Here is a 17,720-nt window from a genome sequence, read left to right as displayed (position 1 = left end):
TTGTCCTTTCGTCAGAATTTGCAGCCACTGTCTTTCTTGTCCATCAACATGACGAGCGGCGCCAGCAGGCCGGCGCCCGCGTACGCGGTCTTGCAGTCGGGGCGCGCGGAGTTCTCGATATTGCGGCCCAGGCGCTGTTCCTTCGTTTCCTTCCACTCCTTGCCCTTGTTGAGCTTTTCGGCCACCCAGTTCTTCGACGGCCCATCCAGGTCGTTCGCCATGCCGCGCGCCGCGGCCCGCGCCGCTTCCGGATCGAACTTCGGCGCGCTCTCCTCGGCGGCCGGTTCGGCGGCGGGCGCCGGCACGACCGTCATGGCCGGCGGGGCGGCATTGTCGGACTCCGGCTGTGCGCGTTCTGCCATGGCACGCGGCGGCGCCCGCCGGACAACTGGCTTGTCCGGCTTCGCCGCTGGTTCCGGCGGCTCGGCGCGGGCCACCGGCTTCGGCGGAGGTGGCAGGATGCGGACCGTGAGTGGCTCCGTCCAGCGCCGCGCGTCCGACGGCACGGGCGGCGTGGTCGGCGTGCGCCACAACGCCAGCAGCAACACGTGCAGCAAAATCGAGACGGCAAGGCCCGCCACGAGCCCGCCGCGGCGTGGCCCGTTGGGGTAAGTCAGGGTCTGTTGCATGGCTCCAAGTCCTGGAACAGGGATGCTTATATTCTCATATTGCTCATTTGATATGTGCATCCCGTGACGAATATTTCGTACGTGACTTGACTGGCGGGGTGGTTCGGCGTATTATCACTGCTCTTCGGAGTGTAGCGCAGCCCGGTAGCGCATCTGGTTTGGGACCAGAGGGTCCAAGGTTCGAATCCTTGTACTCCGACCAAGATTCAACGGAAAACCCCGCAAGTTTCGGCTTGCGGGGTTTTTTGTTTGCGCGCCGGCCTGATGGTGAGCCTGGCCAGCAGGCATTGCCCATGTGTCTCGGACGTTTGGGGCCGTGTCCCCGGGGTCTGGCCCCGCGAGACACGAACTCGGCAGCCAATCAACCGCCGCGCTTGGCCAGCAGCGCGTTCCCGGCGCGGCTGGAGCTCTTGCGGCCGAGGAATTGCGAGATGTAGTGGCCGGCGTCGACCACGGCGTCGAGGTCCACCCCGGTCTCGATGCCCAGGCCATTCATCATGTACAGCACGTCCTCGGTGGCCACGTTGCCGGTGGCGCCTTTCGCATACGGGCAGCCGCCCAGGCCGGCCACGGACGAGTGGAAGATCGAAATCCCCAGTTCCAGCGAGGCGTAGATATTCGCCAGCGCCTGGCCATACGTATCGTGGAAGTGGCCCGACAGGCCATCGATGCGAAAAGCGCGGATCGCCGTTTCCATCACCGCCTGTGCATGCCGCGGCGTGGCGACGCCGATCGTGTCGGCGATATCGATCTCGTCGCAGCCCAGGTCGCGCATGCGCGCCACTACGTCCGCCACCGCTGCCAGAGGCACCTCGCCCTGGTAGGGGCACCCGAACGCCGTGCTGATGCTGCCGCGCAGCCGCACGCCGTGTTCCTTGGCGGCGCGTGCCACCGGTTCGAAGCGGGCGATCGACTCGGCGATCGAGCAGTTGATGTTGCGCTGCGAGAAAGCCTCGGATGCGGCACCGAAGATCACCACCTCGTCAGCCCTTGCCGCCAGCGCGGCCTCGAAGCCCTGCATGTTCGGCGTCAGCGCCGAGTAGATGACGCCCGGCTTGCGCGCGATGCGCTCCATGACCTCGCCGCTGGTCGCCATCTGCGGCACCCACTTCGGCGACACGAACGCGGCCGCCTCCACGTTCGGGAAGCCGGCGGCGCTCAGGCGGTCGACCAGTGCGATCTTCACCTCGGCAGGCACGTTTTCCTTCTCGTTCTGCAGGCCGTCGCGCGGTCCCACTTCGACGATCTTCACTTTTTTCGGCAGGTTCATTCAGTACCCCAGTTCTCTGTTGATGACATCCGCAACCGGCTCGCCCCGCTCCAGCTGCCCGATCTTGCCGGCGATTTGCCGCACGCTCTCGTCGCGCAGCGTCAGCGCGGAGATGTGCGGCGTGATCGTGATGCGTGGCTCGTCCCAGAACGGATGCTGGCGCGGCAGCGGTTCGTTGCGGAACACGTCCAGCGTCGCACCGGCGATGTGTCCCGACCTGATATAGGCCAGCAGGTCCGGCTCGGAGACGTGGGCACCGCGCGCCACATTGATCACGTAGGCGCCATGCGGCAGCTTGCCAAGGTTGGCGCGGTTCAGGATGTTGGCCGTGGTATCCGTCAGCGGCAGCATGCAGACCACCACGCGTGTGCTGCGCAGGAAGGCATCGAGTCCCTCGTTGCCAGCGAAGCAGCGCACGCCGTCGATGTCTTTCTCGCTGCGCGACCACGCCTGCAAGGGAAAGCCGAACGGGCGCAGGCAGTCCAGCACGCGCCGGCCCAGCGCACCGGCGCCCATCACGCCGACCGTGAACGTGGCACGATCGTGCGTGACCAGCGCTCGCCATTCGCCCACCGCGGCCTGGTCCTCGTACTGGTCGAAGCGGCGGTAATGGCGCAGCACCGCATGGACGACGTACTCGCCCATCTGCACGCCCATGCCCGCGTCGCCCAGCCGCACGAGCGGCACGTGAGCGGGGAGGGCGCTGCCATGCTTGAGAATCGCGTCGGCGCCGGCACCCATCAGGAACACCGCCTTTACCTCGGCCAGCTCGCGCAGCATCGCCTCGGGCGGCGCCCACACCACCGCGTAGTCGCAGGGCGGCGGCTTGTCGCCTTCGCTCCACGTCACGCACTCTGCCCCGGGCAGGTGGCGCGCGAAGTCGTCGGCCCAGGGTGCCGTGTTGCCATCGCTCCGGTACAGCAGGATGCGCATTGCGGCTACCTCAGGCGGCGGCGCGGAACGCCAGCAGCGGTGCGCCATCCGTCACCTGGTCGCCGACCGCGTACAGGATCTCGTCGACGGTGCCGTCGTGAGGGGCGGCGATCGTATGTTCCATCTTCATCGCCTCCATGATCACGAGCGGTTCGCCCTTCTTCACTTCCTGGCCCTGGGCAGCCAGCACGGCCACCACCTTGCCGGGCATCGGTGCCGTCAGGCGGCCGCCTTCGGCCTCGCTCTCGCCGGCATGCGCCAGCGGGTCTGCGTAGTGCAGCACGTGGTGGCCGCCGCCGGTAAATACGTGGAACGTGTCGCCATCACGGCGCACGGTACCGTGCACCGACGCATCGCCGAGCCGCACCGACAGGTGCACGCCGTCGCGCGACAGCAGCGCCACATCGACCGAGAGGCCCTTGATCGACAGGTCCCAGCCATGCGGCAGGTAGGTGAACACGGGGGCGTAGTCCTTGCCGCCTTCGTCGCGGAAGGCCAGCGTGCGGGCGTAGCGGGAATTCAGGCGCCAGCCCAGCGCCTGGCTCCACGGGTCGCCCGCGTTGGTGCCGCGCGCCAGCGTCTTTTCGTGCTCGATCAGCGCCACGGCGGCCAGCGCCAGCGCGGCCACCGGAACCGAACGGGCGGGCGGGAAGAGCGTATCGCCGTTGCGTTCGATCAGGCCCGTATCCAGGTCGGCATTGGCGAAGGCGTCGCTTTCCACCAGGCGCTTCAGGAACGCCACATTCGCGGCCAGTCCCACGATCTGGTACTGCGACAGCGCCTGCGCCATGCGGGCCAGCGCCTGCTTGCGGTCGGCGCCCCAGACGATCAGCTTGGCGATCATCGGATCGTAGAACGGCGAGATGGCGTCGCCCTCGCGCACGCCGGAATCGACGCGCACCGCGGCCGGCTGGCCGGGCGTGCCGCCCAGTTCGAATTGCACCGCATCGGGCGTGTCGAGGTGGCGCAGCGTGCCGATCGAGGGCAGGAAGCCCTTGTCCGGATTCTCCGCATAGATGCGCGCTTCCAGCGCATGGCCGTGGATCTTCAGGTCGTCCTGTTTTTTCGGCAGCGGTTCGCCGGCCGCCACGCGCAGCTGCCACTCCACGAGATCGAGGCCGGTGATCATTTCCGTCACCGGGTGCTCGACCTGCAAGCGCGTGTTCATCTCCATGAAGTAGAAGCTGCCGTCCTGGTTTGCGATGAATTCCACCGTGCCGGCGCCGACGTAGCCGACCGCCTTGGCCGCGGCCACGGCCGCATCGCCCATCGCCGCGCGGCGCTCGGCCGTCATGCCCGGCGCCGGCGCCTCTTCCAGCACCTTCTGGTGGCGGCGCTGTACCGAGCAATCGCGCTCGAACAGGTAGAGGCAGTTGCCGTGCGTGTCGGCGAACACCTGGATCTCGATGTGGCGCGGGCGCTGCAGGTATTTTTCGGCCAGCACCTTGTCGTCGCCGAAGGAGCTGATCGCCTCGCGCTTGCAGGAGGCCAGCGCATCCCTGAACCCTTCCGCATTCTCGACGACCCGCATGCCCTTGCCACCGCCGCCGGCGGAAGCCTTCAGCAACACCGGGTAGCCGATGCGATCGGCCTCGCGCTGCAGGAAGGCGGCATCCTGCTCGTCGCCGTGGTAGCCGGGCACCAGCGGCACGCCGGCCTTTTCCATCAGCGATTTGGCGGCCGACTTCGAGCCCATCGCGCGCATCGCCGCGGCGGGCGGACCGATGAAGACGAGGCCGGCTTCCGCGCACGCCTCCGCGAACTCGGCGTTCTCGGACAGGAAGCCGTAGCCGGGGTGGATCGCTTGCGCGCCGGTGGCCAGCGCGATGGCGATGATCTTGTCCCCGCACAGGTAGCTTTCCTTGGCCGGGGCAGGGCCCAGCAGCACCGCTTCGTCGCAGACGGCCACGTGCTTCGCATTGGCATCGGCTTCCGAATACACGGCCACGGTGCGGATGCCCAGCTTGCGGGCGGTGGCCGCCACGCGGCAGGCGATTTCGCCACGGTTGGCGATCAGGATTTTCTTGAACATGTTGTCTCCGTTCTTGTAACCCCAGCTCTTGCACCTGGGGTGCTGCATGCTCTCGTGGAGCGCTAGACGAAGGGCTTGTGGCCCGGATGAACGTTCAGGTGCCGCGCCCTCTGCGGGGCGCTGGCGAAGACATCAGCAGCCGCAGGCTTCCTTCTGCACCGACTCCAGCGTGGCGGCCCGCGTCGGCAAGCCCAGCTTGGCCAGCAGCGCGCGGTCGTCGTTCGCTTCCGGGTTGTCGGTGGTCAGCAGCTTGTCGCCGTAGAAGATCGAGTTGGCGCCCGCCAGGAAGCACATCGCCTGCACGGCCTCGCCCAGTTCGCGGCGGCCGGCCGAGAGGCGCACGCGCGCCTTCGGCATGGTGATGCGCGCCACGGCGATCGTGCGCACGAATTCCAGCGGATCGAGGCAATCGAGGCCGTGCAGCGGCGTGCCTTCCACCTGCACCAGGTGGTTGATCGGCACCGATTCCGGATACGGATTCAGGTTGGCCAGCTGGGCGATCAGGCCGGCGCGCTGGTCGCGCGTTTCGCCCATGCCCACGATGCCGCCGCAGCAGACCTTCAGGCCGGCATTGCGCACGTGGCCCAGCGTGTCCAGGCGGTCCTGGTATTCGCGGGTGGAGATCACGTTGTTGTAGAACTCCGGCGCCGTGTCCAGGTTGTGGTTGTAGTAATCGAGGCCGGCGGCCTTCAGGCGCTCGGCCTGCTCCGCTTCCAGCATGCCCAGCGTGGCGCAGGTTTCCAGGCCCAGCGCCTTCACCTCGCGCACCATGGTCTCCACCTTGTCCATGTCGCGGTCCTTCGGGCTGCGCCAGGCGGCGCCCATGCAGAAGCGCGTCGCACCGTTTTCCTTGGCCTGCTTCGCCGCTTCCAGCACCGTGTCGGTATCGAGGATCTTCTTGGCTTCCACGCCGGTGTCGTAGCGGGCGGCCTGCGGGCAGTAGCCGCAATCCTCTTCGCAACCGCCGGTCTTGATCGACAGCAGCGTGGCCAGTTCCACGTCGCCATCCGGGAAGTTGGCGCGGTGCGCCTGCTGGGCACGGAACATCAGGTCATTGAACGGCAGTTCGAACAGGGCCAGCACCTCTTCGCGCGGCCACGGGCCTTCCGGCAGCTTGATGGCCGCGGTCGGGCGGTGCAGGGCGACGGTTTTCGGTTCATGCAGGGACATCGGTTTTCCTTAAAAATTATTTCGTGTTGCGGCGAACCGGCCAGTTCGGCAGGCTCGTGAAATCCAGGTACCCGGCCGCGGCGGCGGCACTCGGTTCGGCCAGGCGCGGCACGCGGCCCAGCAACGGCGCCGGAATGCGGTCGGCCAGCGCTTCGATATTCTCGTCGGCGAAGGCCATTTCCGGTTCCACGGCATTGGCCACCCAGCCGACCAGCTTCAGGCCGCGCGCGGCGATCGCTTCGACGGTCAGGAGCGCGTGGTTGATGCAGCCCAGCCGCATGCCGACGACGAGCACCACCGGCAGGGCGAGCTGCTGCGCCAGGTCGGCGGTATCGTAGTTGTCGGTCAGCGGCACGCGGAAGCCGCCGACGCCTTCGACCACGGTCGCATCGCTGGCGGCGGCGATCTCGAGGTAGGAGGCGAGGATCGGCACGGGATCGATCGCGACGCCTTCCAGCGCGGCCGCGATATGGGGCGCGGCCGGCTCCTTCAGCAGGAAGGGCGTGGTGATCGATTGCGGCAGGTGCACGTTGCCGGCCGCTTCCAGCTGGTCGCAGTCGTCGTTGTGCAGGTGGCCCTCGCGCAACACTGCGCCGGCCGCGACCGGTTTCATGCCGCAGGCCTTCACGCCCTGCTGCACCAGCGCGTGCAACAGGGCGGACGAGATCAGCGTCTTGCCGATTTCGGTGTCCGTGCCCGTCACGAAGCAGGCGAAGCGGGGCGGGATGCCCGTGGCGGCCACCGCGGGCGCCGGCGCCGGCTCCTCGACAACGTCGGCAACGGCATCGGCGGCGGTTTCCTGTGCTGGAATGATCACCGGGTCTTCAAGTGCCATCTCGGCTCCTTTCCATATGGGTGTTGATTTCCGCATTGACCTCATTCACGGCGTCGATAAGCCGGGCCACGTCGGCCGCCGTGTGACCGGCGGACAGCGTCACGCGCAGCCGCGCCGAGTCGGCCGGCACGGTGGGCGGGCGGATGCCGCCGACCCAGATGCCGCGCTGGTACAGGGCCGCGGCGGCCGCCATCGTCGCGTCGTTGGCGCCGATGACGACGGGCTGGATCGCGGTCTGCGATGGCAGCGCGCGCCAACCCGTCAATTGCAGGCCATCGTGCCATTGTGCCACCAAACCGGCCAGGTGCGACCGGCGCTCGCGTCCTTCGGCGCCGGCGATGATGTCCAGGCTCGTCAGCAGCGCGTGGGCCAGCGCCGGCGGCGCGGCCGTCGTGAAGATGTAGGGGCGGGCGCGCTGGACCAGCGTTTCGATCACGGTGGCGTGCGCCGCGACGAAGGCGCCGCCCACGCCGGCCGCCTTGCCCAGCGTGCCGATATAGACGAGATAGGGCGAGCGCAGGCCGAAGTGCTCGAGGGCGCCGCTGCCGTTGGTGCCCAGCGTGCCGAAGCCGTGCGCATCGTCGACCACCAGCCAGGCGCCATGCTTTTCGCACAAGGCCAGCAGGGCGGGCAGGGGCGCCAGGTTGCCGTCCATCGAGAAAACCGAATCGGTGACGACGATCTTGTTGACGGCGCGGCTGGTGCCCAGCAGCTCGTCGAGCGCTTCCACGTCCGCATGCGGATACACCTTCACGGTGGTGCGGGCCAGGCGGGCGCCGTCGATCAGCGAGGCATGGTTCAGCGCTTCGCTGAAGATTTCCGTGTCCTTGTCGCCGGCCGCCAGCGCAGTGATGGCGGCCAGGTTGGCCATGTAGCCGGTGCTGAAGTACAGCGCGCGGACTTCGACGAGGCTGGAGCCGACGAATTCGGCCAGGCGCTCTTCCAGCAAGGCATGGGCGCGGCTGTGGCCACTGATCAGGTGCGAAGCGCCGCTGCCGGCGCCGTACAGATCGGTGCCTTCCTTCAGCGCCGCCGTGACGGCAGGATGCGCGGCCAGGCCCAGGTAATCGTTGCTGCAGAAGGCCAGCAGTTCGCGGCCCTCGACGGTGACGCGCGGGCCGCACGGCGTCTCGACCGTGCGGCGCTTGCGAATGAGGTTCTTGTCGGCCAGCGCTTCCAGGTTCGCGGCGAGCTTGTCCAGCAATTCCATCATGCCTCCGCCAGCGTCTGTTCGAACACGGCTTGCGTGCGGGCCGCCAGGCCGGCGATTTCCTCGTCGTCCAGGATGTATGGCGGCATCACGTAGACGGTGGAACCGATGGGGCGCAGCAGCAGCTCGTTGCGCACGGCATTGGCGAAGAAGCGGCGCGAAAACGTCTTGTCCACGTCCAGCGCGTCGAACGCCAGGATCATGCCGCGCTGGCGCAGGTTCGCCACGCGCGGGTGATCGGCCAGCGGCGCCATCGCGGTTCCCAGCTTCTCCGCGCGGGCGCGATTCGCCACCAGCACGCCGTCTTCCTCGAAGATGTCGAGCGTGGCCAGCGCTGCCCGGCAGGCCAGCGGATTGCCCGTGTACGAGTGCGAATGCAGGAAGCCGCGCGTGATATCGGCGCTGTAGAACGCCGCGTAGATCTCGTCTTTCGTGAGCACCAGGGAGAGCGGCAGATAGCCGCCGCTGATGCCCTTCGACAGCGTGATGAAGTCGGGCCAGATACCGGCCTGCTCGCAGGCGAAGAAGGTGCCGGTGCGGCCGCAGCCGACGGCGATCTCGTCCAGGATCAGGTGCACGCCGTGCTTGTCGCACAGTTCACGCACCAGTTGCAGGTACAGCGGATCGTGCATGGCCATGCCGGCCGCGCACTGCACCAGCGGTTCGATGATGATGGCGGCGATCTTGTCCGCCTTCTGTTCGAACAGCCGTTGCACGTCGGCGGCGGCTCGGCGGGCCACGTCCTGCGCGGTCTCGCCGTCGCGGGCCTGGCGCGCATCCGGCGACATCACGGTCTGCGTGGCGCGGAGCAGCGGGCCGTAGGCATCCTTGAACAGCGCCACGTCGGTGACGGCCAGCGCGCCGATCGTCTCGCCGTGGTAACTGCCTTGCAGGCAGACGAATTCCTGTTTTTCCGTGCGGCCGGCGTTGCGCCACGCATGAAAACTCATCTTCAGCGCGATTTCCACGGCCGACGCGCCGTCCGACGCGTAGAAGGCGTGGCCCAGCACGCCGCCCGTGAGGGCCGCCAGCCGTTCCGACAGGCGGATCACCGGCTCGTGCGTGAAGCCGGCCAGCATGGCGTGCTCCAGCATGTCCAGCTGGTCGCGCAGCGCGGCGTTGATGCGCGGGTTCGCGTGGCCGAACAGGTTGACCCACCATGAGCTGATGGCGTCGAGGTAGCGCCGGCCGTCGTGGTCGTACAGCCAGGGGCCGCGGCCGTGACTCACCGGGATCAGTGGGACAGGGTCACTGGAACGCGCGTGATGCTGCATCTGGGTGCATGGGTGCCACACGCTCTTCAGGCTGCGCGACACCCAGTCGCTGCTTTGATTATCCAAACTGCTTACTCCATATCTAGCTGAGCCAGGAAGGCTTGCGCTTCTCGAGGAACGCGGCCACGCCTTCGCGCCCTTCGCGGGATGCGCGGATGCGTGCGATGCGGTGGGCCGTATCGGCCACCAGCGCATCGGTGACGGGCTGGTTGGCGATCTCGCGCACCAGCGCCTTGGCCTCGCGCACGGCGTTCGGGCTGTTGGCGGCCAGCGCAGCGGCGATCGTGTCGACCTGGCCGTCCAGCGACGACACGGTGGCCACATCGTGCACGAAGCCGATGCGCAGCGCTTCCCTGGCATTGAAACGTTCGGCGGTGAGGAAGTAACGCCTTGCGGCGTTCTCCCCCATTGCCTTGATGACATACGGCGAGATGGTGGCCGGGATCAGCCCGAGCTTCACCTCGCTGAGGCAGAAATGCGCATCCTCGGCGGCGATCGCGATGTCGCACGCGGCCACCAGGCCAACGCCGCCGCCATAGCAGTCGCCGTGCACCTTCGCCACCACGGGCTTCGGGCACGCATGGATGGTGCGCAGCATGTTCGCCAGCTGCATGGCGTCGGCGCGGTTCTCGTCATCCGAATACTGCGCCATCTTCTTCATCCAGTTCAGGTCCGCGCCGGCGCAGTAGGCGGTGCCGTTCGCGGCCAGCACGATGGCGCGGATCGCGTCGACCTGGCCCAGCGCCGTGAAGGCGGCCGTCAGCTCGGCGATCGATTGCTCGTTGAACGCGTTGCGCACGTCCGGGCGGTTCAGCGTGATCGTGGCGACGGCGCCGGCCGTGTCGAGGGTGAGGGTATCGTAGTTCATCGAACTCTCCTTACATGCGGAAGACACCGAACTTCGTGTCCGGGATCGGCGCGTTCAGCGCCGCCGACAGGCCCAGGCCCAGCACCATGCGCGTGTCGGCCGGGTCGATGATGCCATCGTCCCACAGCCGCGCGCTGGCGTAGTACGGGTGGCCCTGCTTTTCATACTGCTCGCGGATCGGCTGCTTGAAGGCCGCTTCTTCGTCCTGGGACCACTGGGCGCCCTTGGCTTCGATGCCGTCGCGCTTCACTGTGGCCAGCACCGAGGCGGCCTGTTCGCCGCCCATCACGGAAATGCGGGCGTTCGGCCACATCCACAGGAAGCGCGGCGAGTAGGCGCGGCCGCACATGCCGTAGTTGCCGGCGCCGAAGCTGCCGCCGATGATCACGGTGAACTTCGGCACCGCGGCGGTGGCGACCGCCGTCACCATCTTGGCGCCGTTGCGGGCGATGCCTTCGTTTTCGTACTTGCGGCCCACCATGAAGCCGGTGATGTTCTGCAGGAAGACCAGCGGGATCTTGCGCTGGCAGCACAGTTCGATGAAGTGCGTGCCCTTCAATGCCGATTCCGAGAACAGGATCCCGTTGTTGGCGATGATCCCCACCTGCATGCCGTGGATATGGGCGAAGCCGCACACCAGCGTGGTGCCATAGCGGGCCTTGAATTCGTCGAACTCGCTGCCGTCGACGATGCGCGCGATGACTTCGCGGATATCGAAGGGCTTGCGGGTGTCGACGGGGATCACGCCGTAGAGTTCTTCCGGGGCGTACTTCGGCTCGGCCACTTCACGCACGGCCACTGGTGGCTTTTGCCGGTTCAGGTGCGAGACGATGTTGCGGGCCAGGGCCAGCGCGTGTGTGTCGTTCTGCGCCAGGTGGTCGGCCACGCCCGAGAGGCGCGTGTGCACGTCGCCGCCGCCCAGGTCCTCGGCCGTCACCACTTCGCCGGTCGCCGCCTTCACGAGCGGCGGTCCGCCCAGGAAGATCGTGCCCTGTTCCTTGACGATGATCGACTCGTCGCTCATCGCCGGCACGTAGGCGCCGCCGGCCGTGCAGGAACCCATCACCACGGCGATCTGCGGGATGCCCTGGGCCGACAGGTTGGCCTGGTTGTAGAAGATGCGGCCGAAGTGGTCGCGGTCGGGGAACACCTCGTCCTGGTTCGGCAGGTTGGCGCCGCCGGAATCGACGAGATAAATGCACGGCAGCTGGTTCTGCTCGGCGATTTCCTGGGCACGCAGGTGTTTTTTCACCGTTATCGGGTAATAGGTGCCGCCTTTTACCGTGGCGTCGTTGCAGACGATGACGCATTCCTGGCCCGAGACGCGGCCGATGCCGGTGATGATGCCGGCCGACGGTGCCGCGTCGTCATACATCTCGTAGGCGGCCAGCTGGGAGAATTCGAGGAACGGGGTGCCGGGATCGAGCAGCATGCGCACGCGCTCGCGCGGCAGCAGCTTGCCGCGTGCCGTGTGCTTCGCGCAGGCCGCCTCGCCGCCGCCTTCGGCCACCTTGGCGACGCGGGCGCGCAAGTCGTCCACCAGCGCCTGCATGGCGGCGGCATTGGCGCGGAAGTCTTCGCTGCGCGGATTGAGTTTGCTGTCGATGTGCGGCATGCGTGTCCCCTTATTCTTTGGTCGGAAATTCTCCGTCGACGTAGAACCAGCGCGGCGTGCCGCCGAGGCTTGGATCGGGCTCGCGCAGGAAGCGGCTGACCTCGTGCAGGCGCTGCCCCTTGCCGTTCTGGCGGAAGCGGGCAACGAATTCGACGAAATCCTCGTCCGGCTCAAAGTTCGGCAAAACCACTTTACGTTGACGTAAACGTAAAGTCGATTTTACCTCAAGTCCCAGCCATTGCAACGGCTCATCCGGATCGACAATGCGCTCCTTCGGGCGCGTGCTGGGGTGCCACGTGGCCAGCAGGTAGGGCTCGTTCTTCAGCGTGTAAGCCGTGTAGCGGGAGCGCATCAGCAGCTCGGCCGTAGCCGGCAGGGCGGCACCTTCGATATACGGGCCGCAGCACGCCGCCAGCGACGGCCCACCCCCGCAAGGACACCCGGCCGGTATCTTCGTCTTGGACATGGCAGGTCGGACAATGAAAAGGCGACATTATCCGCCATATCGCCCCCACCCCGCTCGCCCCTGCAAAAGTTGCCCCAAACCGGGGTCAGACCCCGGTTTTGAGAAACATTTCTACGGAGCTAGGAAAATCTTGAGCGAAGGACGTGCGCGCTCGGCCGAGATAAAGGCGGGTGCCTGTAAAAGCGGGTGCCGGTCACCGGGGCTAAGGAAATATTTCAAAAACCCCGGTGCCTGTCACCGGGGCTCAGGAAATGTTCCAGAAAAGCCGGTGCCTGTCAGCGGGGTTTAGGAAATGTTGCAAAAAGGCCGGTGCCTGTCACCGGTTGTTGTCACCGGTTGTTGGTGGGCCAGGCGAGGAAGTCGAGGGGGAAGGGCGGGGGTTGGCCGGCCATCAGGTCGGCGAGCAGGGCGGCGGTGCCGCAGGCGAAGGTGAAGCCGAGTGGGCCGTGGCCCACGTTCAGCCACAGGTTGCCGTGCCGGGTGGGGCCGAGAAGCGGCGCGCTGTTCGGGGTGGCGGGGCGCAGGCCGGCCCAGGGTTCGATGCGCGAGTAGTCGGCGGCGGTGGGCATCGTTTCGCGCACGAGGCGCGCCAGGCCGGCGACGCGGCGCGGGTTGAGCGTGGTGTTTTCGCCCACCATGTCCACCATCGCCGCCACGCGCAGCTGCCTGCCGATGCGTGCGTACAGGGTCTTGCGCTCGAAATCCGTCACGCTGATGTCCGGCGCCGTGTGCTCCGGCCCGATGGGCGCGGTCAGGCTGTAGCCCTTCAGTGGATACAGCGGCAGCTTGATGCCGGCGGTCGCGGCCAGCGTGCGGCTCTGGATGCCGGCCGCCAGCACGAAGTGCTCACCCGTCACCCAGCCGCTGTCCGTCTGCACCGCCGTGATCTTGCCGTTTTCCTCGAACAGCATGGTGGCTTCGGCGTGGAGGATGCCGTCGAAGCGCGGATGCGCCAGCAGGCGGCGCTCCAGCGCGACGCAGAACGCATGGCAATCGGCGACGGCCTCGCCGGCGTTGAAGATGCCGCCCGCCAGTCGCGGCGCGAGCTGGGCCAGCGCGGGTTCCAGCGCGGCCGTCTCGGTGCCTGTGAGCACGCGGCGGTTGTTTTCCGGGTCCGGCTTGGCGATGGCTGCCTCGAACAGCGCCTTCGAGCGGTAAACGACAAGCTTGCCCGCGTCGCGCCAGCCGAATTCCGCCAGTGGCACCACCGATTCCAGCCGCGCCATCATGCGGCGGCTGTGTTCCCCCAGTTCCAGCAGCTTGACCGTGGTGTGCCGGTTGCTTGCCGCATTGCAGTTGGCGAGGAACTGCGCCAGCCAGCGCCACTGGCGCAAGTCCGCTTCCGGCCTGAAACGCAGCGGCCCGGCATCCTGAAACATCCAACGCAGCGCCTTCCACGGGACGCCGGCATCGGCCAGCGGCGACACGTAGCGGTAGCTGAGCTGCCCGCCGTTGCGGTAGCTGGCGCCGTTGCCGACATCGGGCGCACGTTCGAGCAGGGCGACACGGAAACCCGCCTCCACCAGCCACCATGCCGTGGTGAGCCCGACGACTCCACCGCCGATGACGACCACCTGGTGTTCTTTCTGCTGCATGCTGCGATTGCTCCCGATCCGGCGTGACGACAGAGCTTACGCGCCGCTCGCGCGGCCCCGCCAATGAAAGCTCGTGCGGCGGCCATAACCGCAAGTGATGCTCACGGTGCGACGGCGCCGCGGTACAGCGTCGTGAGAACCGCTTCCTCGGCCCGCGTATGCGCCGAATAGCGCCCCGGATCGCGCTCCGGGTCATTGCCCACGCCGCCGATCAGCGAGACGATGCCGTTGCGGTTCGCGAGGTCGACGGCAAACGTCGAGATCAAGCCGTACGCCTCGCCCAGGTGGCCGACGGCGGTGAACCGCCCGCCGTCGACGAGCCGGTTGCCCTTGCCGTCGAAGTCCGCGAAACGCTGCACGCCGAGGCCCCAGCTGTGATACAGCCCGCCCAGCGTGTCGCCGTTGGTGCCGTCGTAGCGCCAATGCTCGGCGAACATCAGCGCGAGCGTTTCCGGCTTGAGAAGCCGCCGGCCTTCGTGCTGCCCGCCATCGACCAGCATCAGCATCACCTTGCCCAGGTCCCCCGCCGAGATCCGCAAGCCGCCGGTGGGACTGAACGGCGTGGCATTCGTACCGGGCACATAGCGCTCGATGCCGGCCGGCGGCAGGGGTGGCCGCGTGGCGAAATCGTCCACCTGCGCGATCCACGGCCCGGCCGGATTCCAGACCTCCGTATCGGTCGTGCGGCGGCGGTACAGCGTGGCGGTATCGGCCACTTCATCGGGCGCGAAGGCCGACGGGTTGTAGCCGCCGCGCAGTCCCATCGGGTCCAGCAGCAGGCGCCGCATCAGCAGGTCGAAGCGCTCGCCCGTCACCCGCTCCATCACGGTGCCGATCACGCCCCAGCCCAGGTTGCAATAACTGAAATAGCTGCCCGGCGGCGCCTGCGCAGCCCAGGCCGGCCCGCGCAGCATGTCTTTCAATCCCACGCCGGCACCCCACGAATAGCCGGCATCGTCACGCAGCGATGAAGTATGGGTGAGCAGGTGACGCAGCGTGATCGACCGCTCGGGGAAATGCGGATTGCGCACCGGATAGCCGAGGTAGGCCCCGATATCCTCGTCGAGCGAGACCTTGCCCTCCTCGACGAGCCGCATCAGCCCGAGCGCAGTCATCATCTTCGAGATCGAGGCGATGCGAAACATCGTGCGCGGCGTGACGGGCACGGGTACCGGGCCGATGCGGGCTAGCCCGAACTGGCCCGTGTACGCCACTTTTCCGTCCCGCACCGCCAGCACGGCCAGGCCGGACAGCGGCCGCGCCGGGTCGGCCACGATTGCCGCCAGCTTGCGGTCCAGTCCCGGCCCGGCCGCCAGTGCCTGGCCGGCCAGCAGGGCCGCGCCCAGGATTGCCGTACCTTTCATGCGCGCTCCATTGCCAAAAGAAACAGCATAAGCGCGGGCGGTTCGATGGGCCAATGAATTCGAATGATGGTGCCATCACCGCGCGGCATGGGCGGCCTTACTTGCCTTTGGGCGGATTCATCGCCCGCACGAAGGCGACGTTGGCGCGCTGCTCCTTGGTGAATTTGGCGAGCATGTCGGCCGCGCCCTTCTTGTCCATCGAATTCTCGAACATCACGTAGATGCCCGCGTGCAGCAGGGCGAACGAGGTGAGCGCATAGTCCCGGCTCGTCAGGCCGTGGCGCTTCAGGGCCGCCATCGCTTCCTTGTTCGATTCGATCTCGCGCACCAGCTCTTCGGGCGTGGGATTGTCCTTCTTGCCGCCTTTTTTCGCGTCGCGGCCATCGTCTTCCTCGTCTTCATCGTCCGCCCCGGGCTTTTTCTTCCCCGACTTCTCGAACTCGGCCTCGATCGCCTTGATCTTGGCCATCGTTTCCTTGGTGATCAGGTAGTGGTCGGGATCGAGCTTCGCCGCCGCGGCGGCGCCGGAACAGGCGATGCCGGCGGCGAGCAACACGGCGGCGATGGTGCGGAACAATGTCATGGATGGCCTCTTGAGGGTGCGGCATGAGCTGCCGTTATGCGGTTACCGCGTTTTTTCATGCGGAACGAACGAGGCGGCCATTCTCCATCGCCGTTACACTACGAGGTATAGGAGAATTGTCATGATTTTGCAGCAAGCCCAGGAAAACGCACCCCAGCCGCAGGCCGGGCAGCGCGCTGGTTCACAGCCGGCTGGTTCACAGCCCGCAGGTTTACAGCCCGATACATCGCCGCTGTACATGCAGATTGCCCGCAAGCTGACGGACGACGTGCGCGCGGGCCGTTACCAGGTGGACCAGGCCCTGCCGTCCGAGCGCACGCTGTCCGAGCAGCTGAACGTCTCGCGCGTCACGGCGCGCAAGGCCATCGACCAGTTGGTGGAGCAGGGCCTCGTCGTGCGCAAGCGGGGTTCCGGCAACTACATCGCGCCGCGCATCGAGCAGCCGTTGTCGAACCTGTCCAGCTTTTCCGAGCAGTTGCAGCAGCGCGGCTACAGGCCGGGCACGCGCTGGCTGCGCCGCGGCATCGTCGTCGCCAGCGCGGACGAGCAGATGAGCCTTGCGCTCTCGCCCAACACGAAAGTGGCACGCCTGGAACGGCTGCGCTTCGCCGACGACGTGGCGATGGCCTACGAAGTGAGCGTGCTGCCGGCCACCGTGGTGCCCGATCCGGAAGCGATCGGCGATTCGCTGTACCAGTACCTTGAAAAGATCGGCAAGGCGCCCGCGCGCGCACTGCAGCACATCCGCGCGATGAACGCCTCGGCCGAGCTGGCGCGCCAGCTTGATGTGCCGGAAGGCCAGGCCGTGCTGTTCATCACCCGCATCGCCTATCTGGAAAACGGCGAAGCCGTGGAACTCACCCATTCCTATTGCCGCAGCGACCATTACGACTTCGTCGCCGAAATGCGGCGGGGCTGATAACTTTTCGGTATGCCTGCCCCAGCACCTTTCATGGCTGGAGCGGCCCCTTTGGTATTACACTGGTCCCATGCTGAAAACCGAGACCCCGAGCAGCGACCATGCGCAGCTGGACCAGTATGCGGTACCCGAACTGGTGGCGGCGTTCGTCGACGACCAGTTCAACGCCGTGCACGCGGTGCGCGCCGCCGCGCCCTCGATCGCCGCGGCGATCGAGGCGGCCGTTCCCCGTGTCGAGGCGGGCGGACGGCTGATCTACGTGGGCGCAGGCACTTCCGGCCGGCTCGGTGTTCTCGACAGCGTGGAGCTGTACCCTACTTTTTCCTGGCCGCACGAGCGGGCCGTCGCCCTGCTGGCCGGCGGCGAGGGCGCGATGTTCGTGGCCGTCGAAGGAGCCGAGGATGACCGCGGGCAGGGCGCCCGCGACCTGCTTGCCGTGACGCCCACTCCCAACGACGTGGTGCTGCTGCTGGCCGCCTCGGGCGGCACGCCCTATGTGCTGGGCGCCCTGCACGCGGCGCGGGAAGCCGGCGCGCTGACGATAGGTATCGCCAACAATGCCGATGCGCCGGTGGCCGGCGAGGCGCACGTGGGCATCACGCTCGATACCGGCCCGGAAGTCATCTCGGGCAGCACGCGCCTGAAAGCCGGCACCTCGCAGAAGATCGTGCTGAACACGATCTCCAGTGCCATCATGGTCCGGCTGCACAAGGTGTACCGGAACTTGATGGTAGACTTGAAGCCCACCAACGCCAAGTTGTACGCGCGCACGGTGCGCCTGACGGTGCATGCCACCGGCGCCGACGAAGCCGCCGCGCGGGCCGCGCTGGAGCGGTGCGGCTTCCACGTGAAGGTGGCTATCGTCGCACTGCTGAAGAAGGTGCCGGTGCCGCAGGCCGAAACCCTGCTGGCACGAGCCGGAGGCAGCGTGCGCGGGGCCCTGAACGCCTGACGTGC

General features: G+C 67.2%; 16 protein-coding genes and 1 tRNA gene. 3 read left to right on the top strand and 14 right to left on the bottom strand.

Annotated elements, in window-relative coordinates; genetic code table 11:
- Positions 1-11: 11 nt before the first annotated feature.
- A complete protein-coding gene (locus tag V6Z91_RS07305; protein ID WP_338768567.1) occupies positions 12-629 on the bottom strand; it encodes a hypothetical protein in 618 nt (205 codons plus the stop codon).
- A gap of 125 nt (positions 630-754) precedes the next feature.
- Here V6Z91_RS07305 and V6Z91_RS07300 point away from each other — a divergent pair.
- Positions 755-831, top strand: a tRNA-Pro gene (locus V6Z91_RS07300).
- A 159-nt stretch (positions 832-990) separates the two neighbouring features.
- On the opposite strand, the gene V6Z91_RS07295 is transcribed toward V6Z91_RS07300, so the two are convergent.
- From V6Z91_RS07295 to V6Z91_RS07235, 13 genes are all read right to left on the bottom strand, one after another.
- Positions 991-1,899 carry a hydroxymethylglutaryl-CoA lyase gene (locus V6Z91_RS07295; RefSeq protein ID WP_338768564.1) on the bottom strand — a complete coding sequence of 303 codons (909 nt, stop codon included), beginning with the start codon at positions 1,897-1,899 and terminating at the stop codon, positions 991-993.
- A complete protein-coding gene (locus tag V6Z91_RS07290) occupies positions 1,900-2,832 on the bottom strand; it encodes a glyoxylate/hydroxypyruvate reductase A (protein WP_338768561.1) in 933 nt (310 codons plus the stop codon).
- A 10-nt stretch (positions 2,833-2,842) separates the two neighbouring features.
- Positions 2,843-4,864: an acetyl/propionyl/methylcrotonyl-CoA carboxylase subunit alpha gene (locus V6Z91_RS07285; RefSeq protein WP_338768558.1), complete on the bottom strand. Its 2,022-nt coding sequence runs from the start codon at positions 4,862-4,864 to the stop codon at positions 2,843-2,845.
- Between the two features lie 132 nt (positions 4,865-4,996).
- Positions 4,997-6,034: a biotin synthase BioB gene (gene bioB / locus V6Z91_RS07280; RefSeq protein ID WP_338768556.1), complete on the bottom strand. Its 1,038-nt coding sequence runs from the start codon at positions 6,032-6,034 to the stop codon at positions 4,997-4,999.
- Between the two features lie 16 nt (positions 6,035-6,050).
- Positions 6,051-6,869, bottom strand: coding sequence for a dethiobiotin synthase (gene bioD, locus V6Z91_RS07275; RefSeq protein ID WP_338768554.1), 819 nt, complete (start codon positions 6,867-6,869; stop codon positions 6,051-6,053).
- The gene (bioF, locus tag V6Z91_RS07270) at positions 6,859-8,079 is read right to left on the bottom strand and encodes an 8-amino-7-oxononanoate synthase (protein WP_338771761.1); all 1,221 of its coding nucleotides are present in this window, start codon (positions 8,077-8,079) and stop codon (positions 6,859-6,861) included. Before bioF ends, bioD begins: the two co-directional genes overlap by 11 nt.
- Entirely contained in the window at positions 8,079-9,419 is a 1,341-nt protein-coding gene (gene bioA, locus V6Z91_RS07265; RefSeq protein ID WP_338768551.1) for an adenosylmethionine--8-amino-7-oxononanoate transaminase, read from the bottom strand. Before bioA ends, bioF begins: the two co-directional genes overlap by 1 nt.
- A gap of 16 nt (positions 9,420-9,435) precedes the next feature.
- Positions 9,436-10,221 (bottom strand): enoyl-CoA hydratase/isomerase family protein, encoded by a 786-nt coding sequence (locus tag V6Z91_RS07260; protein WP_338768549.1) that lies wholly within the window; start codon positions 10,219-10,221, stop codon positions 9,436-9,438.
- Positions 10,222-10,231: 10 nt separating this feature from the next.
- The gene (locus V6Z91_RS07255; RefSeq protein ID WP_338768547.1) at positions 10,232-11,836 is read right to left on the bottom strand and encodes a carboxyl transferase domain-containing protein; all 1,605 of its coding nucleotides are present in this window, start codon (positions 11,834-11,836) and stop codon (positions 10,232-10,234) included.
- 10 nt (positions 11,837-11,846) lie between these two features.
- A complete protein-coding gene (locus V6Z91_RS07250) occupies positions 11,847-12,302 on the bottom strand; it encodes a YchJ family protein (RefSeq protein ID WP_338768545.1) in 456 nt (151 codons plus the stop codon).
- 329 nt (positions 12,303-12,631) lie between these two features.
- On the bottom strand, positions 12,632-13,897 hold the full coding sequence (locus V6Z91_RS07245) for a D-amino acid dehydrogenase (protein ID WP_338768542.1): 1,266 nt from the start codon (positions 13,895-13,897) through the stop codon (positions 12,632-12,634).
- 101 nt (positions 13,898-13,998) lie between these two features.
- Positions 13,999-15,261: a serine hydrolase domain-containing protein gene (locus tag V6Z91_RS07240; protein ID WP_338768539.1), complete on the bottom strand. Its 1,263-nt coding sequence runs from the start codon at positions 15,259-15,261 to the stop codon at positions 13,999-14,001.
- 97 nt (positions 15,262-15,358) lie between these two features.
- Complete coding sequence (locus V6Z91_RS07235) at positions 15,359-15,844, bottom strand: hypothetical protein (protein WP_338768537.1); 486 nt, start codon at positions 15,842-15,844, stop codon at positions 15,359-15,361.
- A gap of 238 nt (positions 15,845-16,082) precedes the next feature.
- Here V6Z91_RS07235 and V6Z91_RS07230 point away from each other — a divergent pair, with 238 nt between their 5' ends.
- Together V6Z91_RS07230 and V6Z91_RS07225 are read left to right on the top strand one after the other, a co-directional pair.
- A complete protein-coding gene (locus tag V6Z91_RS07230) occupies positions 16,083-16,763 on the top strand; it encodes a GntR family transcriptional regulator (RefSeq protein ID WP_338768534.1) in 681 nt (226 codons plus the stop codon).
- Positions 16,764-16,833: 70 nt separating this feature from the next.
- Positions 16,834-17,715, top strand: coding sequence for an N-acetylmuramic acid 6-phosphate etherase (locus V6Z91_RS07225; protein WP_338768531.1), 882 nt, complete (start codon positions 16,834-16,836; stop codon positions 17,713-17,715).
- The last annotated feature ends 5 nt before the right edge of the window (positions 17,716-17,720 follow it).

The sequence above is a fragment of the Massilia sp. METH4 genome, from assembly GCF_037094685.1.
Lineage (GTDB): Bacteria > Pseudomonadota > Gammaproteobacteria > Burkholderiales > Burkholderiaceae_D > Rugamonas.
This window is presented reverse-complemented; position numbering and strand designations above follow the sequence as displayed.